This window comes from Streptomyces sp. 4F14 (genome assembly GCF_048159485.1).
Taxonomy (GTDB): Bacteria; Actinomycetota; Actinomycetes; order Streptomycetales; family Streptomycetaceae; genus Streptomyces.
Window position 1 is genome coordinate 338,088 of record NZ_JBLRVY010000010.1, and the last position, 19,339, is coordinate 357,426.

At 70.6% G+C, this 19,339-nt stretch carries 14 protein-coding genes; 10 read left to right on the plus strand and 4 right to left on the minus strand.

The genetic code is table 11. The features are described 5' to 3' along the window. Positions 1-20 precede the first annotated feature (20 nt). Complete coding sequence (locus tag ACLZOT_RS20345) at positions 21-2,333, minus strand: ATP-binding SpoIIE family protein phosphatase (protein ID WP_416970384.1); 2,313 nt, start codon at positions 2,331-2,333, stop codon at positions 21-23. 183 nt (positions 2,334-2,516) lie between these two features. On the opposite strand from ACLZOT_RS20345, the gene aspS reads away from it, so the two are divergent. The 6 genes from aspS to ACLZOT_RS20375 all read left to right on the plus strand — a co-directional run bounded on the left by aspS (position 2,517) and on the right by ACLZOT_RS20375 (position 9,614). Continuing rightward, on the plus strand, positions 2,517-4,280 hold the full coding sequence (aspS, locus tag ACLZOT_RS20350) for an aspartate--tRNA ligase (protein ID WP_416970385.1): 1,764 nt from the start codon (positions 2,517-2,519) through the stop codon (positions 4,278-4,280). A 146-nt stretch (positions 4,281-4,426) separates the two neighbouring features. Next, positions 4,427-5,401 (plus strand): intradiol ring-cleavage dioxygenase, encoded by a 975-nt coding sequence (locus tag ACLZOT_RS20355; protein ID WP_416970386.1) that lies wholly within the window; start codon positions 4,427-4,429, stop codon positions 5,399-5,401. 71 nt (positions 5,402-5,472) lie between these two features. Continuing rightward, a complete protein-coding gene (locus ACLZOT_RS20360; RefSeq protein WP_416970387.1) occupies positions 5,473-6,144 on the plus strand; it encodes an alpha/beta fold hydrolase in 672 nt (223 codons plus the stop codon). 102 nt (positions 6,145-6,246) lie between these two features. Next, entirely contained in the window at positions 6,247-7,602 is a 1,356-nt protein-coding gene (locus tag ACLZOT_RS20365) for an MFS transporter (protein WP_416970388.1), read from the plus strand. Positions 7,603-7,682: 80 nt separating this feature from the next. Continuing rightward, positions 7,683-8,126 carry a hypothetical protein gene (locus ACLZOT_RS20370; RefSeq protein ID WP_416970389.1) on the plus strand — a complete coding sequence of 148 codons (444 nt, stop codon included), beginning with the start codon at positions 7,683-7,685 and terminating at the stop codon, positions 8,124-8,126. A gap of 144 nt (positions 8,127-8,270) precedes the next feature. Continuing rightward, positions 8,271-9,614, plus strand: coding sequence for a pectate lyase family protein (locus ACLZOT_RS20375; protein WP_416970390.1), 1,344 nt, complete (start codon positions 8,271-8,273; stop codon positions 9,612-9,614). A 201-nt stretch (positions 9,615-9,815) separates the two neighbouring features. Here the strand turns inward: ACLZOT_RS20375 and metG are convergent, their stop codons facing one another. Beyond that, positions 9,816-11,531 (minus strand): methionine--tRNA ligase, encoded by a 1,716-nt coding sequence (gene metG, locus ACLZOT_RS20380; RefSeq protein ID WP_416970391.1) that lies wholly within the window; start codon positions 11,529-11,531, stop codon positions 9,816-9,818. Positions 11,532-11,679: 148 nt separating this feature from the next. Continuing rightward, entirely contained in the window at positions 11,680-13,776 is a 2,097-nt protein-coding gene (locus tag ACLZOT_RS20385) for a VWA domain-containing protein (protein ID WP_416970392.1), read from the minus strand. A gap of 312 nt (positions 13,777-14,088) precedes the next feature. Between ACLZOT_RS20385 and ACLZOT_RS20390 the strand changes: the two genes are divergently transcribed. From ACLZOT_RS20390 to ACLZOT_RS20400, 3 genes are all read left to right on the plus strand, one after another. Continuing rightward, positions 14,089-16,176: a PhoX family protein gene (locus tag ACLZOT_RS20390; protein ID WP_416970407.1), complete on the plus strand. Its 2,088-nt coding sequence runs from the start codon at positions 14,089-14,091 to the stop codon at positions 16,174-16,176. Between the two features lie 144 nt (positions 16,177-16,320). Then, positions 16,321-16,674, plus strand: coding sequence for a hypothetical protein (locus ACLZOT_RS20395; RefSeq protein ID WP_416970393.1), 354 nt, complete (start codon positions 16,321-16,323; stop codon positions 16,672-16,674). Then, on the plus strand, positions 16,619-17,632 hold the full coding sequence (locus tag ACLZOT_RS20400) for an endonuclease/exonuclease/phosphatase family protein (RefSeq protein WP_416970394.1): 1,014 nt from the start codon (positions 16,619-16,621) through the stop codon (positions 17,630-17,632). Before ACLZOT_RS20395 ends, ACLZOT_RS20400 begins: the two co-directional genes overlap by 56 nt. Positions 17,633-17,685: 53 nt before the next feature. Here ACLZOT_RS20400 and ACLZOT_RS20405 read toward each other — a convergent pair whose 3' ends face one another. Beyond that, the gene (locus tag ACLZOT_RS20405; RefSeq protein ID WP_416970395.1) at positions 17,686-18,507 is read right to left on the minus strand and encodes a hypothetical protein; all 822 of its coding nucleotides are present in this window, start codon (positions 18,505-18,507) and stop codon (positions 17,686-17,688) included. Between the two features lie 179 nt (positions 18,508-18,686). On the opposite strand from ACLZOT_RS20405, the gene ACLZOT_RS20410 reads away from it, so the two are divergent. Beyond that, positions 18,687-19,244, plus strand: coding sequence for an SH3 domain-containing protein (locus ACLZOT_RS20410; RefSeq protein ID WP_416970396.1), 558 nt, complete (start codon positions 18,687-18,689; stop codon positions 19,242-19,244). The last annotated feature ends 95 nt before the right edge of the window (positions 19,245-19,339 follow it).

A 19,339-nucleotide genomic window follows, 5' to 3' on the forward strand; every position in this document is an offset into this window, starting at 1 on the left:
TTGTGAGGGGACCCGCCCGCTCACCCCGTCTCGAACAGCTCGAACCAGATGCTCTTCCCCTCGCCCTGGGGATCGACCCCCCACCCGTCCGCGAGGAGGTCCATGAGGACCAACCCCCGCCCGGACGAGGCCAGTTCGCCGGGGCGGCGTTTGTGGGGCAGGTCGTCGCTCGTGTCCGTGACCTCGACGCGGAGGCGTCGGGCGCCGGGGACGCCGGTGATCTCCGCGAGGAGGAGCGCGTCAGCGTCGGTGTGGACGAGGACGTTGGTGAGGAGCTCGGACAACAGGAGGACGGCGGAGTCGAGTTGGTCGGGGGAGGGCCAGTCGTGGAGGAGGTCGCGGAGCTGGTGGCGGGCTTCCGCGACGCGTTCGGGTTCCGACTGGGCGATCGTCAGGAGTGTGCGCCGGGGGAGGGCGCGGGCGCCGGGCCCGGCGGGGGTGCGGGAGAGGAGCAGGAGGGCGATGTCGTCCTCGCGGCGGTCGGCGAGGGGGCCGGTGGTGTGGTGGGAGGAGGGGCCGAGGACGGTTTGGACGAGCGCGTCCGCCAGCCCTTCCAGCGTTCCCGCCAGTCCTTCCGACGCCCTCGGCACCCCTTCCAGCGTCCCCGCCAGCTCTTCCTGTGCCCTTGGAGCCCCCTCCAGCGCCTCCGGTAGCCCTTCCGATGTACCCGGGTAGCTCTCCAGCATCCCCGATGGTCTTCCCGGCGTCCCCGGTAGTCCCCCCGATGTACCCGGGTAGCTCTCCAGCATCCCCGGCGGTCCTCCCGGCGTCCCCGGTAGTCCCCCCGGCGTACCCGGGTAGCTCTCCAGGGTCTCCCGGATCCGCTTCCACCCCGTGTCCAGATCGTGGCCCCCCGTCTCCAGCAGCCCGTCCGTGCACAGCAGCAGCGTCTCGCCGGGGTCCAGGGTGAGCCGGGACGTGGGGTAGTCGGTATCCGGGTCGATCCCGAGGGGCAGGCCGCCCGCGGTGGAGCGCAGCAGGACCGTGCCGTCGGACATGCGGACCGCCGGATCGAGGTGGCCGGCGCGGGCGGTCTCCAGGACGCCGGTCTCCGGGTCGACCTCGACGTAGAAGCAGGTCGCGAAGCGCGGGGAGTCGTCCGCATGGGTGAGGCCGTAGAAGAAACGGGACGCCCGGGACAGGACCGCGTCGGGCCGGTGCCCCTCGGAGGCGTAGGCCCTGAGAGCTATCCGCAGCTGGCCCATGAGACCGGCGGCGCGTACGTCGTGGCCCTGGACGTCGCCGATGACCAGCGCGAACCCGCCGCGCGGCAGCGGGATCATGTCGTACCAGTCACCCCCTACCTGAAGGCCACCCCCGGTCGGGATGTAGCGCGCGGCCAGGGTCATGCCGGGTATCTCGCCCAGCGTCGGCAGCATCGAGCGCTGGAGGCCGTCGGTCAGTTCGCGCTGGGTCTCGGCCGCGCCCGCCCGGCTCAGGGCCTGCGCCAGCATGCGGGCGACGGTCGTCAGGACGGAGCGCTCGTCCGGGGTGAAGGCGACGGGGTAGGTGAAGGCGGCCATCCACGCGCCCATCGTCCGCCCGGCGACGGTCAGCGGGAGGAAGGCCCAGGACCGGCGGTCGAAGTGGGCGGCCAGCGGCCAGGTCAGGGGGTAGCGCTCCTGGTACTTCTCGGGGGAGGAGAGGTACACCGCGCGCCCCGTACGTACTACCTCCGCGGCGGGATAGTCGGTCTGCACCGAGAGCTGCGTGAAGGGCGCCTCCTCGCCGGGCTGCTGCCCGTGGTGCCCGATCACGGTGAGCCGGTCGCCCTCCACCCCGAAGACGGCGAGCCCGTCGGGGGTGAACCCGGGCATCGACAGCCCGGCTGCTACCCGTAGTACCTCAGCGGTAGACCGCGCCTCCGCGAGCGCCCGTCCCGCGTCCAGCAGGAACGCCTCCCGCGAGCGCCGCCAGTCCCCGGTCACCGCACGCCGCCCGGCGGGGGTGCCCGGCGCCGGTTCGGTCACCTCCTGGAGGGTGCCGATCAGCTCGTACGCCCGTTTCGCCGGATCGAACGACGGCTTCGAGCGGCTGCGGACAACCCGGACGACCCGCCCCTGCTCGTCCATGACCCGGATCCGCACCTCCGCGAGCGTCCGCTCGGCGACCGCGAGCTGGATCACACCGGTGATCTCGTTCCAGTCGACGGGGTGCAGCCGGGCCCGGGCCCGTGCCTCGGTGAGAACCGTTTCCTCAGCGGGCAGCCCGAGCAGCCGGGCCGCCTCGGCGTCGACCGTGACGAGGCCGGACGCCGTGGACCAGTGCCAGACGCCGGTCGAGAGCGCGGCGAGGACCTGCTCCACCGCGGGCAGGGGCTCACCAGTGCGCATTGCCCTACTTTAAGAATATTTGGAGCCGCTGCGCCAGTGTGCTGATACGACCGCTGCGGGACCGCCGATATCCGGAGGGGCGATTTCAGGGCGGCCGGTACCCTTGACGGGTCCGGGCGCCACGGCCCGTCTCCGTCGAGGAGAGCACCTCGGCTGACCACGAATGAAGAGGAACACCCGACGATGCATCGGTACAGGTCCCACACCTGCGGCCAGCTCCGCGCCTCTGACGTCGCCGCCGACGTCCGGCTGAGCGGCTGGCTGCACAATCGGCGCGACCTGGGCGGCATCCTCTTCATCGATCTGCGCGACCACTACGGCATCACGCAGCTCGTCGCCCGTCCCGGCACCCCCGCCTACGACGCCCTCGACAAGGTCACCAAGGAGTCGACCGTCCGCGTCGACGGCCGCGTTGTTTCACGTGGAACAGAGAACGTGAACCCCGACCTCCCCACCGGCGAGATCGAGGTCGAGGTCGCGGAGGTCGAACTCCTCGGCGCCGCCCAGCCGCTCCCCTTCACCATCAACGCCGAGGACGGCGTCAACGAGGAGCGCCGCCTCGAATACCGCTTCCTCGACCTGCGCCGCGAGCGCATGCACCGCAACATCATGCTGCGTACGGCCGTGATCTCCGCGATCCGGCACAAGATGGTCGCCCTCGGCTTCAACGAGATGGCCACGCCGATCCTCACCGCGACCTCCCCCGAGGGCGCGCGCGACTTCGTCGTCCCCTCCCGGCTGCACCCGGGCCGCTTCTACGCGCTCCCGCAGGCGCCGCAGCAGTTCAAGCAGCTGCTGATGATCTCCGGCTTCGACCGGTACTTCCAGATCGCGCCCTGCTTCCGCGACGAGGACGCCCGCGCCGACCGCTCGCCCGGCGAGTTCTACCAGCTCGACGTCGAGATGAGCTTCGTCGAGCAGGAGGACGTCTTCCAGCCGATCGAGAAGCTCATGACCGAGCTGTTCACCGAGTTCGGCGGCGGCCGCGAGGTCACCTCGCCGTTCCCGCGCATCCCGTTCCGCGAGTCGATGCTCAAGTACGGCTCCGACAAGCCGGACCTGCGCGCGCAGCTCGAACTCGTCGACATCACCGACGTGTTCGAGGGCTCCGAGTTCAAGGCGTTCGCCGGGAAGCACGTCCGCGCGCTGCCCGTGCCGGCCGTCCAGGACCAGCCGCGCAAGTTCTTCGACCAGCTCGGCGACTTCGCCGTCTCGCTCGGCGCGAAGGGCCTGGCCTGGGTGCGCGTCGGCGAGGACGGCACGCTGTCCGGCCCGATCGCGAAGTTCCTCACCGAGGAGAACGTCGCCGAGCTGACCAAGCGGCTCTCGCTCACCGCCGGGCACGCGATCTTCTTCGGCGCCGGCGAGTTCGACGAGGTCTCCAAGATCATGGGCGCGGTCCGCGTCGAGGCCGCCAAGCGCGCCGGGCACTTCGAGGAGAACGTCTTCCGGTTCTGCTGGATCGTCGACTTCCCGATGTACGAGAAGGACGAGGAGACCGGCAAGATCGACTTCTCGCACAACCCGTTCTCCATGCCGCAGGGCGGGATGGACGCGCTGGAGAACCAGGACCCGCTGGACATCCTGGCCTGGCAGTACGACATCGTCTGCAACGGCGTCGAGCTGTCGTCGGGCGCGATCCGTAACCACGAGCCCGAGATCATGCTGAAGGCGTTCAACATCGCGGGCTACGACAGCGAGACCGTCGAGCGCGAGTTCGCCGGCATGCTGCGCGCCCTGCGCTTCGGCGCCCCGCCGCACGGTGGCATCGCCCCCGGCGTCGACCGCATCGTCATGCTGCTGGCCGACGAGCCCAACATCCGCGAGACCATCGCCTTCCCGCTCAACGGCAACGCCCAGGACCTGATGATGGGCGCTCCGACGGAGCTGGAGGAGACGCGGCTGCGTGAGCTGCACCTGAACATCAGGAAGCCGCAGCCGAAGTAGTACCCGGGTAGTACCTGAGTAGGGGGCCGGAGATCCATCGCGATCTCCGGCCCCCTCTGCGTCGTTCTCCGGCCCGTTTCAGCTTTCTAAGGTACGCACAGCCTGGGCCCACGGTCGTGACAGCCTTCTTACTTACCTTCCTTGCCATGACGGGAAACGAGAACAACAAGAACCCCCAAGGCCCCAAACACAAAAGGAACTTGACGCGCCGTAAGGTCGTCGTCGCGGGCGGCGCCGCCGTCGCCGCGGTCGGGGGCGCGACCGCGCTCGCGATGAGCGCGAACGCGAGTGAGCCGGGCAAGGGCGTCGGCGCGAACGGCGTCGGCGCGAACCGGAAGGCCACCGCGTCGGCCTCCGCCTCCGCCGGGGCGGTCTGCTACAAGCTCACCTCGGAGACCACCGAGGGCCCCTACTACATCGACGCCGACAAGCTCCGCCAGGACATCACCGAGGACAAGGAGGGCATCCCGCTGACCCTCCAGCTCAAGGTGATCGACTCCGAGACCTGCAAGCCGGTCCCGAACGCGGCCGTCGACGTCTGGCACTGCGACGCGCTCGGCCTGTACTCCGGGTACGAGTCCTTCTCCCAGGGCGGCGGAGGCGGCACCCCGCCGACCGACGCGCCCACGGGCACCCCGCCGACGGACGCCCCCAGCGGTACCCCTACCGGTGAACCCCCGGCCGGCGGCGGTGGCGGCGGCCACGAGGAGCCGACCAGCGACACCCGCTACCTGAGGGGGACGTGGCGTACGGACAAGCAGGGCAACGTCACCTTCAGGACGATCTTCCCCGGCTGGTACCAGGGCCGCTGCGTCCACATCCACACCAAGGTGCATGTCAACGGCGAGTGGACCGACGCCGGGTACGAGGGGGGTACTACCTGCCACACCGGCCAGCTCTTCTTCGACGAGGACACCGTCACCCGTACGGAGTCCGTCGAGCCGTACTCCACGAGTACGACGACCCGGACCACCCTCACGGAGGACACCATCTACGACCAGAGCGGGACGACCGGCGGCCTGCTCAAGCTGAAGTACGACAAGAACAGCATCGCCAGGGGCGTCGTCGCCTCCCTCACCATGGGCGTCGACCCGGACACGACGAACGAGGGCACCGGCTGACCACCCCCGGCGCCCGGCCGCGTGACACGACACCATGACGCGGGCCGCCCCGCCCGGCCTACGATCACGCGATGAAGTACGTACTGGTGCCCGGCGGTTGGCAGGGCGGGTGGGCGTTCGACGCCGTGGCCGACGAACTACGCCGGGACGGCCACCTGGTCGAGGCCGTGACCCTGGCGGGGCTGGAGGCGGACGGCCCGGCCGACGCGGACCGCCCGCCGAACCTCGACGCCCACATCGACCAGGTGGCCGAGCTCGTCGAGCGCGACGACGGGACACCCGTAGCGCTGTGCGGTCACAGCTACGCCGGGATGGTGATCGCCGGTGTCGCGGACCGGCTCGGCGACCGGCTCGACGAGCTCGTCTTCATCGACGCCTACGTCCCGGCCGACGGCGACTCGTGCTGGTCCCTGACCAGCGACGGCTTCCGCGAGCTGTTCATCGACGGCGTCCGCGCCGACGGCCGGTGGGTCGCCGTCCCCGACGGGCTCGACCCCCGCGCGCGGCCACACCCGCTGCCGAGCTTCGTCCAGTCGGTCCGGCTGGGGGACAGGCCGCGCAGCGGGACGTACATCAGTGGTGGCGCCTGGCCGGGCAGCCCGTTCACGGATCTGACCGAACGGCTGCGGGGTGAGCCGGGCTGGCGGGTGCACGAGATCCCCGTGGGCCACAACATCGCCCGCCGTGACCCCCGCAGCCTCGCGGCCGTGCTTGGTGCGCTGCCGTCCACAGGTTGTTCATAAACGTGAACTTCTATCCAACCCGTTGACCTGGAATGAACGGCTCCGTAGGGTCCTTCACGCACATGACGAGAATTCATGTACGTGAACAGAGGTATGACAACGATGTCAGAAGTTTCGGAAACCGAGGGGCCCGAGCAGCGGGCGGTCGGCAAGTTCCTGCGCCGCATGATGCCCCTGCTCGTCCTGATGCTGCTGGTCAACAACCTCGACCGCACCAACGTCGGCTTCATCCAGGACGAGTTGAAGGCGGACGTCGGCGTCAGCGCCACCGCGTACGGCCTCGGCGCCGGGCTCTTCTTCATCGGGTACGCCCTGTTCGAGGTGCCGAGCAACATGCTCCTGGAGCGGTTCGGCGCCCGCGTCTGGCTCACCCGGATCATGATCACCTGGGGCGCGGTGATCATCGCGATGAGCTTCATCCACAGCGTCACCTGGTTCTACCTCCTGCGCTTCCTGCTCGGCGTCGCCGAGGCCGGCTTCTTCCCCGGCGCGATGCTCTACATCACGCAGTGGCTGCCCGACGCGAGCCGCGGCCGCGCCACCGCGATCTTCCTCGGCGGCTCGGCCGCGGCCGGCATCATCACCGGCCCGATCACCGGCGCGCTCCTCGAACTGCACGGCCTCGGCGGATTCGCGGGCTGGCGCTGGATGTTCGCCCTCGAAGGCACGTTCTCGGTGCTCGTCGGCATCGCCGCCGGCTTCTTCCTCGTCTCCCGCATCGAGGACGCCCGCTGGCTGACCACCGAGGAGAAGACCGCGCTGCGTACGGCGGTGTCGGACGACGAGGACGCTCGCCGCCGCGCGCCCCGCACGTCCCGCCTGCGGCTCATGTTCCACCCCCAAGTCGCCCTGCTCACCGGGGCGTTCTTCGCGATGACCCTCACGGGGTACGCCATCACCTTCTGGCTCCCGAGTCTCATCGAGGAGATCGGCGGACTGTCCTCCTTCCAGGTCGGGCTGCTCTCCGCGATCCCTGCGGTGTGCTCGATGATCGCGATGTACTCCATGTCGCACTTCACGGACCGGGCCGACGACCGGCGCCCCTACCTCGCGATCACACTGGTGCTGTCCGCGGTCGGGACGTACCTCGCGACGCTCGGCAGCCCCTGGTTCGGGCTCGCCGCGATCACTCTCGCGGGGGTCGGGTCCAAGTGCGCGGCCACGCTGTTCTGGCCGATGGCTCAGGCGGGGCTCGATCTGCGGATCGCGGCGCCGGGGCTCGCGCTCGTCAACTCCATAGGAAACCTCGGGGGGTTCGTGTCGCCGTTCCTCTTCGGGTACCTCAAGGACACGACCGGGAGCACGAACGGTGGGTTGTACACGCTCACCGCGGCGTCCCTCCTCGCGGTGATCGCCGCGAAGTACCTCCGGGGGGCGCGGGCGGGGGCGCTCACGGGCGGGTCATCGGACGCGCACAGGAATCCCGAGGGGGGCGCACAGCGGTCTGCCGTGTCATAGGGGGTAGGCGGGACGGGTCCGCCGGTGGGCGGTGCTGTGCCGTGCCGTGCCGCTGCCGAGAGAACGAGGAGGCCACTGCCGTGGAGTACATGATCGGGCTGTCCGTGCTGCTGATCGTGGGGGCGGTGGCCTCTGTCGTGGGGCTGGGGAGGGGCGGGGGTACTACGGGTACGGGGGGTATGACGCGGGGCCGGGCTCGGAGCGGGGGAGACGCGGGTACTACGGGTATGACGGGTATGACGGGTCCTACGGGTCTCACCGGGCTCGCCGCCGAGGCCGAGGCCAACCACTGGGTCGTCCGTCTGGGGGAGAGCATGATCGTGCCGGACGCGCGGCAGTGGGCCGGCGCGGACGAGGGGACCGGGCAGGCGCTGTCGTACGCGATGGAGCACCACCGGATCGCCCGGGAGCGGCTCGCGCGGGCACGTTCCGCCGAGGAGTACGAGGAGGTGGCCCGGACCGCGCGGGAGGGTTTGCGGCATGTCCGGGTGGCCCGGGAGGGGCTGGGGCTGGGCGTGGGGTGAGGGTTTGCGGAGATGCTCGTGGGGTCTGTGAGGGCCGTGCGGAAAAAGTCTGGTCGTGCGGCAACCTTCCTTCACCCGGCGACCACTGAGGGGTCGTAAGCAGCAGCGCACGCGCTGCACCGCAGACCCGTAAGGACTTCCTTCGTGGCAACTTCCTCTCACCGCCGGTCCGTTCGCAAGCGCCGCACCCTCGTGGTGTCGGCCGCAGTGGTGGCCGCCGGGGTCGGGGCCGGGGTGTTCGTGCTGAACGCGAACGCCGGGGCGGCGGACCTGTACCACCAGACGCTGGCCGCGAAGGACGGCTGGGCGTCGTACGGGAGTGGGACCACGGGCGGGGCCAAGGCCGACGCCGCGCACACCTTCACCGTCGCCACCCGGGCGCAGCTCGTGAAGGCGCTCGGGTCGGCGTCGGACAAGACGCCCCGGATCATCAAGATCAAGGGCACCATCGACGCGAACACGAACGACGCGGGCAAGAAGCTCACCTGCGCGGACTACGCCTCAGGTACGGGGTACTCGCTGGCGTCGTACCTGAAGGCGTACGACCCGGCCACCTACGGCCGCAAGAAGCTGCCGTCGGGGACGCAGGAGAAGGCGCGGGCCGCGGCGCAGGTCAAGCAGGCCAAGAACATCGTGTTCAAGGTGCCCGCGAACACGACGATCGTGGGCGTGCCGGGGTCCAAGGCCGGGATCACCGGGGGCAGCCTCCAGATCCAGAACGTGGACAACGTGATCGTCCGCAACCTCACGCTCTCCGCGACCGAGGACTGCTTCCCGCAGTGGGACCCGACCGACGGCAGCACCGGGAACTGGAACAGCCAGTACGACTCGGTGACTCTGCGGGGTGCCACCCACGTATGGGCGGACCACAACACGTTCACCGACGCGCCGCACTTCGACGGCTCCAACCCGAAGTACTACGGGCGGGAGTACCAGATCCACGACGGGGCGCTCGACATCACCAAGGGCTCCGACCTCGTCACCGTCTCCCGCAACGTCTTCACCTGCCACGACAAGACGATGCTGATCGGGGCCAGCGACACCGACAGCACCGGGAAGCTGCGCGTCTCCATCCACCACAACGTGTGGAAGGGGGTCGTCCAGCGGGCACCCCTCGCGCGGCTCGGGCAGGTGCACATCTACAACAACTACTACGACATCACCACGCTGAACGGCTACACCCCGCAGTACAGCATCAACGCGCGCGCCAAGGCGCAGGTCGTCGCCGAGAACAACTACTGGAAGGTCCCGGCGGGCACCAAGCTCTCCAAGCTCCTGTCCAGCGACGGTACGGGCTCCGTCAAGAGCAGCGGCAACCTCGTCAACGGTGCCTCCACGGACCTCGTCTCCCTCTACAACGCCGCCGTGTCCAAGGACCTGAAGACGACCGTGAACTGGGTCCCGGCGCTGACCGCGGGCCTGGAGCCGACTGCGAAGAACCTGCCGACGGCCCTCACGCCGACGACCGGCGCGGACGTCCTCAAGTAGTCACCGGGTAGTACCTCAGGACCACCGGCCGACGTCTCCTCCAGCAGCGGGTACCGCAGCCCGCCCCTGGAGACGCTGACCTCGGCCGGTCGCGCGGCCACCGGGTGGAGGGACACGGGAACCGCGCAACGAAGGTGGCCGGCCGGCCCGGGGAACTCCCGGGGCCGGCCGGCCACCTCTCGTCTGTGTAGCTCCGGAGTATTACTCCGGCTGGCCGCCGAAGCGCTCCTTGTACGTCTCCAGGTCCTCGTCCGTCAGCTTCGCGAACAGGACCGGCGGGACCGTGAAGGGCGCCCCGGCGGGGACGGCGTCGAGGGACTTCGCGGCGTCCGGGGTGATCCAGGCCGCCGTGTCGCCGTCGAGCGTGAACGCCTCGCGCATCGTCCTCGACGTCGCCGGGATGAACGGCTCCGAGACCACCGAGTACAGGTGGATGAGGTTCATCGCCGTACGGAGGGTCAGGGCCGCGCCCTCGGGGCTGGTCTTGATCTCCAGCCAGGGCGCCTTCTCCTCCAGGTAGGAGTTGCCGGCCGACCACAGGGCGCGCAGCGCGGACGCCGCCTTGCGGAACTGGAGCGCGTCCATGTGCTCCTCGTACTCCGCGAGCAGCCGCGCGATCTCCTCGCCGAGCCGCGCCTCGGGCTCGCCCGCCGCGCCGCCCGCCGGGACCTCGTCGCCGAACCGCTTCTTCGAGAAGGACAGGACGCGGTTGACGAAGTTGCCGAGGGTGTCGGCGAGGTCCTTGTTGACGGTCGCCGTGAAGTGCTCCCAGGTGAACGAGGAGTCGTCCGACTCGGGGGCGTTGGCGATGAGGAAGTAGCGCCAGTAGTCGGCGGGGAGGATGCTCAGCGCCTGGTCCGTGAAGACCCCGCGCTTCTGGGAAGTTGAGAACTTCCCGCCGTAATACGTCAGCCAGTTGAAGGACTTGACGTAGTCGACCATCTTCCACGGTTCACGGACGCCGAGTTCGGTCGCCGGGAACATCACCGTGTGGAAGGGGACGTTGTCCTTCGCCATGAACTCCGTGTAGCGGACGGTGTCCTGGGACTCGTACCACCACGACTTCCAGTCGCGGTTCGCCGGGTCCTGGTCCGACCACTCCTTCGTCGCCGCGATGTACTCGATCGGCGCGTCGAACCAGACGTAGAACACCTTGCCCTCGGCGGCGAGTTCGGGCCAGGTGTCCGCCGGGACCGGCACACCCCAGTCGAGGTCGCGGGTGATCGCGCGGTCGTGCAGACCCTCGGTGAGCCACTTGCGGGCGATCGACGAGGAGAGGTGCGGCCACTCGTCCTCGTGCGCCGCGACCCACTCCTCGACCTCGCGCTGGAGCTTCGACTGGAGGAGGAACAGGTGCTTGGTCTCGCGGACTTCGAGGTCGGTGGAGCCGGAGATCGCGCTGCGCGGGTCGATCAGGTCCGTCGGGTCCAGGACGCGCGTGCAGTTCTCGCACTGGTCGCCGCGCGCCTTGTCGTACCCGCAGTGCGGGCAGGTGCCCTCGACGTAGCGGTCCGGGAGGAAACGGCCGTCCGCCGGGGAGTAGACCTGGCGGATCGCGCGCTCCTCGATGAAGCCGTTCTCGTTCAGCTTCCGCGCGAAGTGCTGGGTGATCTCGACGTTCTGCTCGCTGGAGCTGCGGCCGAAGTAGTCGAAGGCGAGCGCGAAGCCGTCGTACACGGCCTTCTGGGCGTCGTGCGCCTGCGCGCAGAACTCGGCGACCGGGAGGCCCTGCTCCTTCGCGGCGAGTTCGGCGGGGGTGCCGTGCTCGTCCGTCGCGCAGATGTAGAGGACGTCGTGGCCGCGCTGGCGCAGGTAGCGGGAGTAGACGTCCGCCGGGAGCATGGACCCCACCATGTTGCCCAGGTGCTTGATTCCGTTGATGTACGGAAGGGCGCTGGTGATGAGGTGTCGAGCCATCGGGGGCTGCTCCCAGGTCGGTTTTGGTTCTTTGGGTTCTTGAAATCGTAGCTGACGTGTGTATGCCGCCCGCGCCCCTTTTATCGGGGGAGCGCGGACGGCATACCGGGGTACTACGGGTACTACGGGTATGACGGGGCTACGGGTATTACGGGCGCCAGTTCTTCAGGACGCCCTCGTACAGCTCGTCGTCCGTGAGTCCCTTGGGGGTAGGACCCGCGTGGAAGAAGGACGTGTTGTCCGTCTTCAGCTTGCGGAGGTAGTCGAACGCCTTGTTCTCGTGCTCGCCGAACGCGACGAACGAGAAGAACAGGCGGGGGTGCGTCTTCGCCGCCTCCGTCAGGGACTGCGTCGCCGGGGTCTTCGCGTCCGGGGCGCCGTCCGTCTGGAACACCACCAGCGCCGGGGCGTCCGGGTCCGCCGACGCGTCCAGGTGCTTCGTGATCGCCTCGACCGCCGCGTGGTACGTCGTACGGCCCATCCTGCCGAGGCCCGCGTGCACGTCGTCCACCTTCGTGCCCGCGTCCTCGTCCGTCAGCGCGAGGTCCGTCGTCCCGTCGACCTCCGTCGAGAAGAACACGACGTGCACGGTCGGGTCGGCCGGCGAGAGGTGCGCGGCCAGCGCGAGCGTCTGATCGGCGAGGGCCTGCGCGGAGCCGTCCTTGTAGAACGGCCGCATCGACGCGGAGCGGTCCAGGACGAGGTAGGTGGCGGCGCGGGCGGTGGTGAGACCGAGGTGGGCGAGGGTGAGGGCGGCGGAGGTGTGAGCGGTGGTGAGGTGCGGGGGGATGGCGGGGGAGCCGGCGGGGGCCGGTGCGGATGCCGGGGCCGGGGCCGGGGAGGGGGTGGGCTCGGCTTCGGCGGCCGGGGCCTCTTCGGGGGCGGGGGTTTCCGGCTCTGCCTCGGCGGTCGGCTCTTCCGGGGTGGCCTCGGGGATTACGGGTACTACGGGTGCCGTCGGGGTCTCAGCGGGGGTGGGTTCGGTGGCCTGCTGCTCGGACTCGGGGGCCGGGTCGGCGACGGTCGGCTCCTCGGCGGGGGCCGGGGTTGCCTCGGGGGCGGGGGGTACCTCTTCGGGGGCTACCTCTGAGGTAGGGGGCTCGGTGGAGGCGGCTTCGGGGGCCGGTACCTCGGAGGTATCGGGGGTCTCCGGCTCCGCCTCAGGGATCACGGGTACTACGGGCGCCGTCAGGGCCTCAGCGGGGGAGGGCTCGGTGGCGGTCTCCTCGGCCGGGGTCTCCAGGGCGGCTTCCGGGGCCTGGACCTCGTCGGGGGTTACGACGTCGGCGGGGCGTTCCTCGACGGGTTCCGGCGTCGCCTCGGCGGCGGGGGCCGGCTCGGACGCCGGTGCCGTTTCGTCGGCGGGGGTCTCCGTGACCGTGGCCTCGGCGGGCTCCGCCGTTTCGGGCTCGGGCTCTTCCTGGGCCTGCGGTGCTTCCGCGACCTCGGCTTCGGCGGGGGGCTCCTCGGCGGCCGGAGTTTCGACGGCCTCGGCGTCGGTGTCGTCCCCGGCCTTGGTGTCGTTCCCGGCTTCTTCGGCGGCCGGCGTCTGCTCGGCGACGGCGTCCTCGGCGGCAGGCGTCTGCTCAGCCGCAACGTCTTCGGCGGCCGGTGTCTCCTCGGCAGCGACCTCTTCGACGACCGGCGTCGCAGCGGCCTCGGCCGTGGGCTCCTCGCCCGCCTCGGCCTTCTCCGGAACCTCGGCGTCCTCTGCGACCGCCTCGGTAGTACCCGCGTCAGCCTCGCCGGAGACCTCGGTGGTACCCGTACTACCCGTACCCCCCGTAGCTCCCGGGACCGACTCCGCGGCCTCGACCTCCACCTCGGCCGGAGTCTCGACCTTGGCCTCGACCTCGGCCTCCGTCACAGCCGCTGCCTCAGCCGCACCCACGGCGTCAGCCGAGGTCACCGCCTCAGCCGCACCCTCCCCCTCGACCCTCGTCTCAATCTCGCCCTCGTCCGACCCCTCCGGCGACCGCGTCGGCGCAGGGACCTTCACGTTGTCGAAGGCCGCCGTCACGAGGTCGTGCTCGGACGAGTCGGACTGGCGGGGCTCCGGAACCGGCGAGGAGACGGGCGCGGAAGCCGGCGTCGGCGAAGGAGCGGGCGCCGACGTGGGCTCTTCGGCCGGGGTCTGCGCCGCAGGCTCCTGCTGGGAAGGAACCTGGTCCGCACCCTCTGCTTCGGCGGCACGCTCCTTGCGTGACCTGCCGAACGCGTTTCGCAGGAGAGTGAGAATACCCATGTGCGCAACCCTTCGCGTGAGTTGAAGCCCGTCAATCCCTGGCCAGGACGGACACGTAAGGTTAGCGGCCCCGCATGGCGATCTTGGGCAGGGGTGAGCGGGAAAAGGGCTCGGGTGTCAAACACCCGCCGCCGACCGGCGACCACACAAACCGGCCAACTCCACGACTCCACAAGGGCGTTCACCGGAAGGTCGGACAACGCCCCGCGTGTCCCCCACCCGTTCATCCACCGTTAACCCATCAGTCCTGCTCCGGCACGGACGCCCCCCTAGCGTCACGCTCACACCATGGGCACGCAAGGGGAGAGCAAAGTGCGCAAGCTGCTGCCGATCATCACCACGCAGACCGGTTCCCATCCCGGCGGCCGATCCGCCATGACCTGCCGTTTCCGGTGCGGCGACGCCTGTTTCCACGAGGTGCCCAACACCAGTGACAACGAGTACGTCGGCGACGTGATCGCCGGTGCGCTCAGCCGCCGTTCGATGGTGCGGGCCGCCGCCGTGGTCACCGTCGCCGCAGCGGCGGGCGCGGCCACCGTCACGAACGCCCCGTCGGCCGACGCCTCCCCCCTCGGTACTGACCGGGTAGTACCCGGGAGCCACGGCAAGCCGGCCGAGCAGGCCGCCCGGGGTCTGCGGTACGGCTCCGTCGCCCCCAACCTCAAGGACGAGGTCGTCATACCCGAGGGCTACGCGCAGAACGTCGTCATCCGCTGGGGCGAGCCCATCGTGAAGGGCGCCCCCGCGTTCGACCCGGAGAACCAGACGGCCGCCGCGCAGGCGGGCCAGTTCGGGTACAACAACGACTTCCTCGCCCTCCTCCCCCTGCCGGGTGAGTGCGACCGCCAGCTCCTGGTCGCCAACCACGAGTACACCGACGAGATCCTGATGTTCCGCGGCTACGACCCCGCGAACCCGACGCGCCAGCAGGTCGAGGTCGCCTGGGCGGCGCACGGCCTCGCCGCGGTCGTCGTCCAGGAGGACCGCCGTACCGGCAAGCTCACCGCCGTACCGCGTCACCACCTCAACCGGCGCGTCACCGCGACCACCGAGTTCCGGCTCACCGGGCCCGCCGCGGGCAGTGACCTGCTGAAGACCTCCGCCGACCCGACCGGCCGTAAGGTGTACGGGACGCTGAACAACTGCTCCGGAGGTACGACACCCTGGGGTACGACCCTGCACGGCGAGGAGAACTTCAACCAGTACTTCGCGAACTCCTCGCGCCCGACCGACAAGCGGTACGGCATCGGCACCGGCGCCACCGAGCGCAAGTGGGAACGCTTCGACAAGCGGTTCGACGTCGCGCAGGAGCCCAACGAGGTCCACCGCTTCGGGTACGTCGTCGAGTTCGACCCCTACGACCCGACGTCGACGCCCCGCAAGCACACCGCGCTCGGCCGCTTCAAGCACGAGGCCGCGACCGTCCGGCTCACCGCCGACGGGCGTCCGGTGATCTACTCCGGCGACGACGAACGCTTCGACTACTTCTACAAGTTCGTCAGCAGCAAGAAGATGAAGCGTGGTTCGTCGCGCGCCGTGCGCGAGCACAACCTCTCGCTGCTCGACGAAGGCACCCTGTACGTCGCGAAGTTGACCGGCGACTCGCCCGCGATCGAGATCGACGGCACCGGAAAGCTGCCCGCCGACGGCGAGTTCGACGGCGCCGGCGAGTGGATCCCGCTGGCGACGGCGACCGCGAAGGGTGCCGTCTCGCACGTCGAGGGCATGACCGCCGACGAGGTGTTCGTCTTTACGCGGCTCGCCGGGGACAAGGCCGGCGCGACGAAGATGGACCGCCCCGAGGACATCGAACCCTCCCCGGTCACCGGCAAGGTGTACGTCGCGCTCACCAACAACTCCAACCGCGGCGTCGGTTCGAACGCCAAGGCGGACGAACCCAACCCACGCAACGCCAACAAGCACGGCCACGTACTGGAGTTGACCGAGCACCGCGGTCGCCCGGAGTCGCTGAAGTTCGGCTGGACGCTGTTCCTCGTCGCCGGTGACCCGAACGACCCGAACACCTACTTCGCCGGTTTCCCCAAGTCCGCGGTCAGCCCCATCTCCTGCCCGGACAACGTCGCCTTCGACCCGCACGGCAACCTGTGGATCTCCACCGACGGAAACCAACTCGGCTCCCACGACGGCCTGTTCGGCGTCGCCACCAAGGGCCCGCGCCGAGGTGAGCTGAAGCAGTTCCTCACGGTCCCGACCGGTGCCGAGACCTGCGGCCCGCTCGTCCAGGACCGCCGCGTCCTCGTCGCCGTCCAGCACCCCGGCGAGATCGACGGCGCCTCGGTCGAGAAGCCCGCCTCCGTCTGGCCCGACGGCCCCGGCAAGATCGTCCGCCCGTCCGTCGTCTCGGTCTGGCGCAAGGACGGCCGCGACATCGGCGTCTGACCTCCCGACCCCGGCCGGAGCGGTCCCGCCGGACCACGCACGCCCAGCCGCCCCCGCCGAGAAACCGCAGCCTCCCGGCGGGGGCGGCCCACGCTCCGAAACCGCCTCGCTCACCCCACAGGGGTACGACTACGGTCGTCACTCATGAGTACTACGACCTCCACCACCACCCTCTGGCGTCCCACCGGTCCCGAGGAACTCGCGCTGGTAGAGGCGAGCGGATGGGTGGCCTGGCCGCCCCGGCTGCCCGAGCAGCCGATCTTCTATCCCGTACTCGACGAGGACTACGCCGTACGGATCGCGCGGGACTGGAACGTGCCCGCGTGCGGGGTGGGGTACGTGACGCGGTTCGAGGTCGAGAGCGCGTTCTTGGCGCGGTATCCGGTGCGGCAGGCTGGGGGGAAGACCATTCTGGAGCTGTGGGTGCCCGCGGAGGAGCTGGATGAGTTCAACGAGCACATCGTCGGACGCATCGAGGTCGTCCGGGAGTTCCGCTGAACCCTCCGCCCGGCCCTGGGGAAGGCTGGCCGGCGCCTGGTGCGCGGGGCTGGTCCTGGCCGGGGTGAGCGTGGTCGTCGGATGCCGGTCCGCCGGCGCCGACGCGATCACCCCGGTGCCCCAACTCCTCGCGTTCCTCCCCTGGTTGCTCGTCCCGGTGAGCGCCGCCGCACTCCTCTCCCTCCTCGTCCGCTGGTGGCCCGGACCGGTCTGGGGAGCCGCCCTCCTCGCCACGCTGGCCTGGTTCCTCCAGCCCTACGGCCCCGCCCGCGAACCCGGCGGCCCGGTCGCCGCCCGCCTGACGGTGCTGACCTCCAACGTCGAGTTCGGCTGGGCCACCGACGCCCTCCTGAAGGCCGTCCACCGCGAGACCCCCGACATCGTCTTCGTCCAGGAGTGCGAGTACGGCTGCCAGGCCACCCTGCGCCGCGAACTCGCCGGCCCCTACCCCTACCGGCAGGCGGTCGAGGGGGATACCTCGGTAGGGTCGGTCATCCTCAGCCGCTACCCCCTCACCCCGGCCGCGACGATCCCCGCCGAGATGGGCATGCCGGGCGCCGTCGCCGACGTCGACGGGACCGCCGTACGCCTCCAGCTCGCGCACCCGAAGCCGCCGCTGCCCGGGCAAGTGTGCCTGTGGAAGAGGGAGTTGGGGCGGATCGCGGCATGGGCCGGCCGGCAGGGCGGACCTGTGATCCTCGCGGGGGACTTCAACGCCTCCCAGGACCACGCCGCCTTCCGCCGCATCCTCGACACGGGGCTGCGCGACGCGGCCCGCCTCACCGGGGAGAGCCACGAGCCGAGCTGGCCCTCACGTACTACTCCCGCCTTCGGCACGCAGATCGACCACGTCCTGCTGAGCGCCGACTTCTCGGCGTCGCGCGCCCGCTTCCTCGACCTGCCCGGCACGGACCACCGGACCCTGCTCGTGGACATCGCCCTGCACGGGCGGCGCTGAACGGCCGAGGCCGGGCAACCTGCGTTGAACAGACGGGAGTTGAGCCACGCCCCTCAGGGACGCTCCCGCACCGCCCGGGTCACCCGCACAGCCCCCGCGACCGTCAGCCCCCCGGCCAGCAGCAGCCAGGACGCCGTACGCAGGGTCTCGGTCAGGGCGTCGTACACGGCCGCCGCGGCGAGGCGGTGCGCCGGGTCGGCGAGGCCGTCGAGGGTGAGGTAGCGGGCGACGACGACGGCGAGCCCGAGCAGCGCGCCCCCCAGCGCGGTGCCCAGCGCGGTCGCCGTCAGGGCCCGGCGACGGCAGGCGGCGACCGCGATCCCGGCCCCCGCGAACACCACCGCCGCGACCGGCAGCCAGAACCCGGCGACGTCCAGCACGTGATACCCCCGGCGCAGCGCGTCCAGGTTCTGCCGGGGCAGCAGGGTGACCGGCGCTTGCGTGAACGAGGCGTGTGCAGCGCCGAGTCGAGGCCCGGAAGAGGACCCCGCTCGCACCGCGACCGCCTCCCGCCCCGGTCCGTCCAGCGCCCGCAGCACCGCCGTGTACGCCTCCCGGTTGCCCTCGTCCCAGGCCGCGCGGTACGCGGGTGTCGCGGTGAAGCGGCGCACCTCGTCCTCGACGACCCGTCGGGGCACGTCCGGCGCCTCGCGGGCGACGCCCTCCACGATGGTCCGCCGCACCACCGCGTCCGTGGCCAGCGGCGCGAGCGCCTGGACGTACCGCTCCTGGTCCCGCAGCCCGTACGACGCCCACACCGCGAGGGTCGCGAGGGGGACGAGGAGGCAGGCGAGGGCGACGAGCGCGGCGGAGACGGTCGTACGGGGCGTACGGGTCGTACGGGTACTACGGGGGTCACCGGTACTACGGGTCAAGCTCGTAAGAGGCACATCTCCAGGCAAGGGGCTACCTGAGAGGTACGCCAGCGGGTTGCCGCCATGTGGGTGCGCGGCCGGGCGTCCCCGCACCCCGCTCCGGTGGAGGGTTCACCCGAACGGGTGTTTCCTGGTGCTGGGGAGAAACGGGGACGTTCAGGGGAGAAGGAGGCCGAATCATGCGCAGTACTCCGGTCCTGCGGACCCTGGCCGCGGCCCTGCTCACCGGTGGCACGCTGGCCGTGGCCGCGCTGGGCACACACGCGGCGGCGGCACCGACCACGTCACCCGCCTTCGCCGAAGGACGCGGCGGCGGGCACGGCGGAGGCGGCGGCCCGGTCTGGGGCACCGTCGTGTCGTACACGGAACTCAACGTACGGTCCGCGCCCACCACGAACTCGGGCGTCGTCACCGCGCTCTCCCCCGGCAGCCAGGACCGTGTCCAGTGCATGGTCCAGGGGCAGAGCGTCAACGGGAACCCCTACTGGTACTGGCTCGTCGGCGCCCAGGGCTGGGCCAGCGCCGCGTTCATGAACACCGGCGGCGCCTGGGTGCCGACCTGCTCCGACCCCTGCCCCCAGTGGAAGAACGGGAACTGGAGCAACTGGGACAACCCCTACGGCTGGAACAACTCCTCCGACCCCTACGACACGTCCTGGAGCGCCTCCGGCTCCGGCGCGTGGAGCGCGTCGGGATCGTGGAGCTGGAGCACGGCCGGATCTTCGGGCTGGTGGTGAGACGGACAGCGTGACCGTGACAGGGCCGGGGGGGGGGGGGGGGGGGGGGGGGGGGGGGGGGGGGGGGGGGGGGGGGGGGGGGGGGGGGGGGGGGG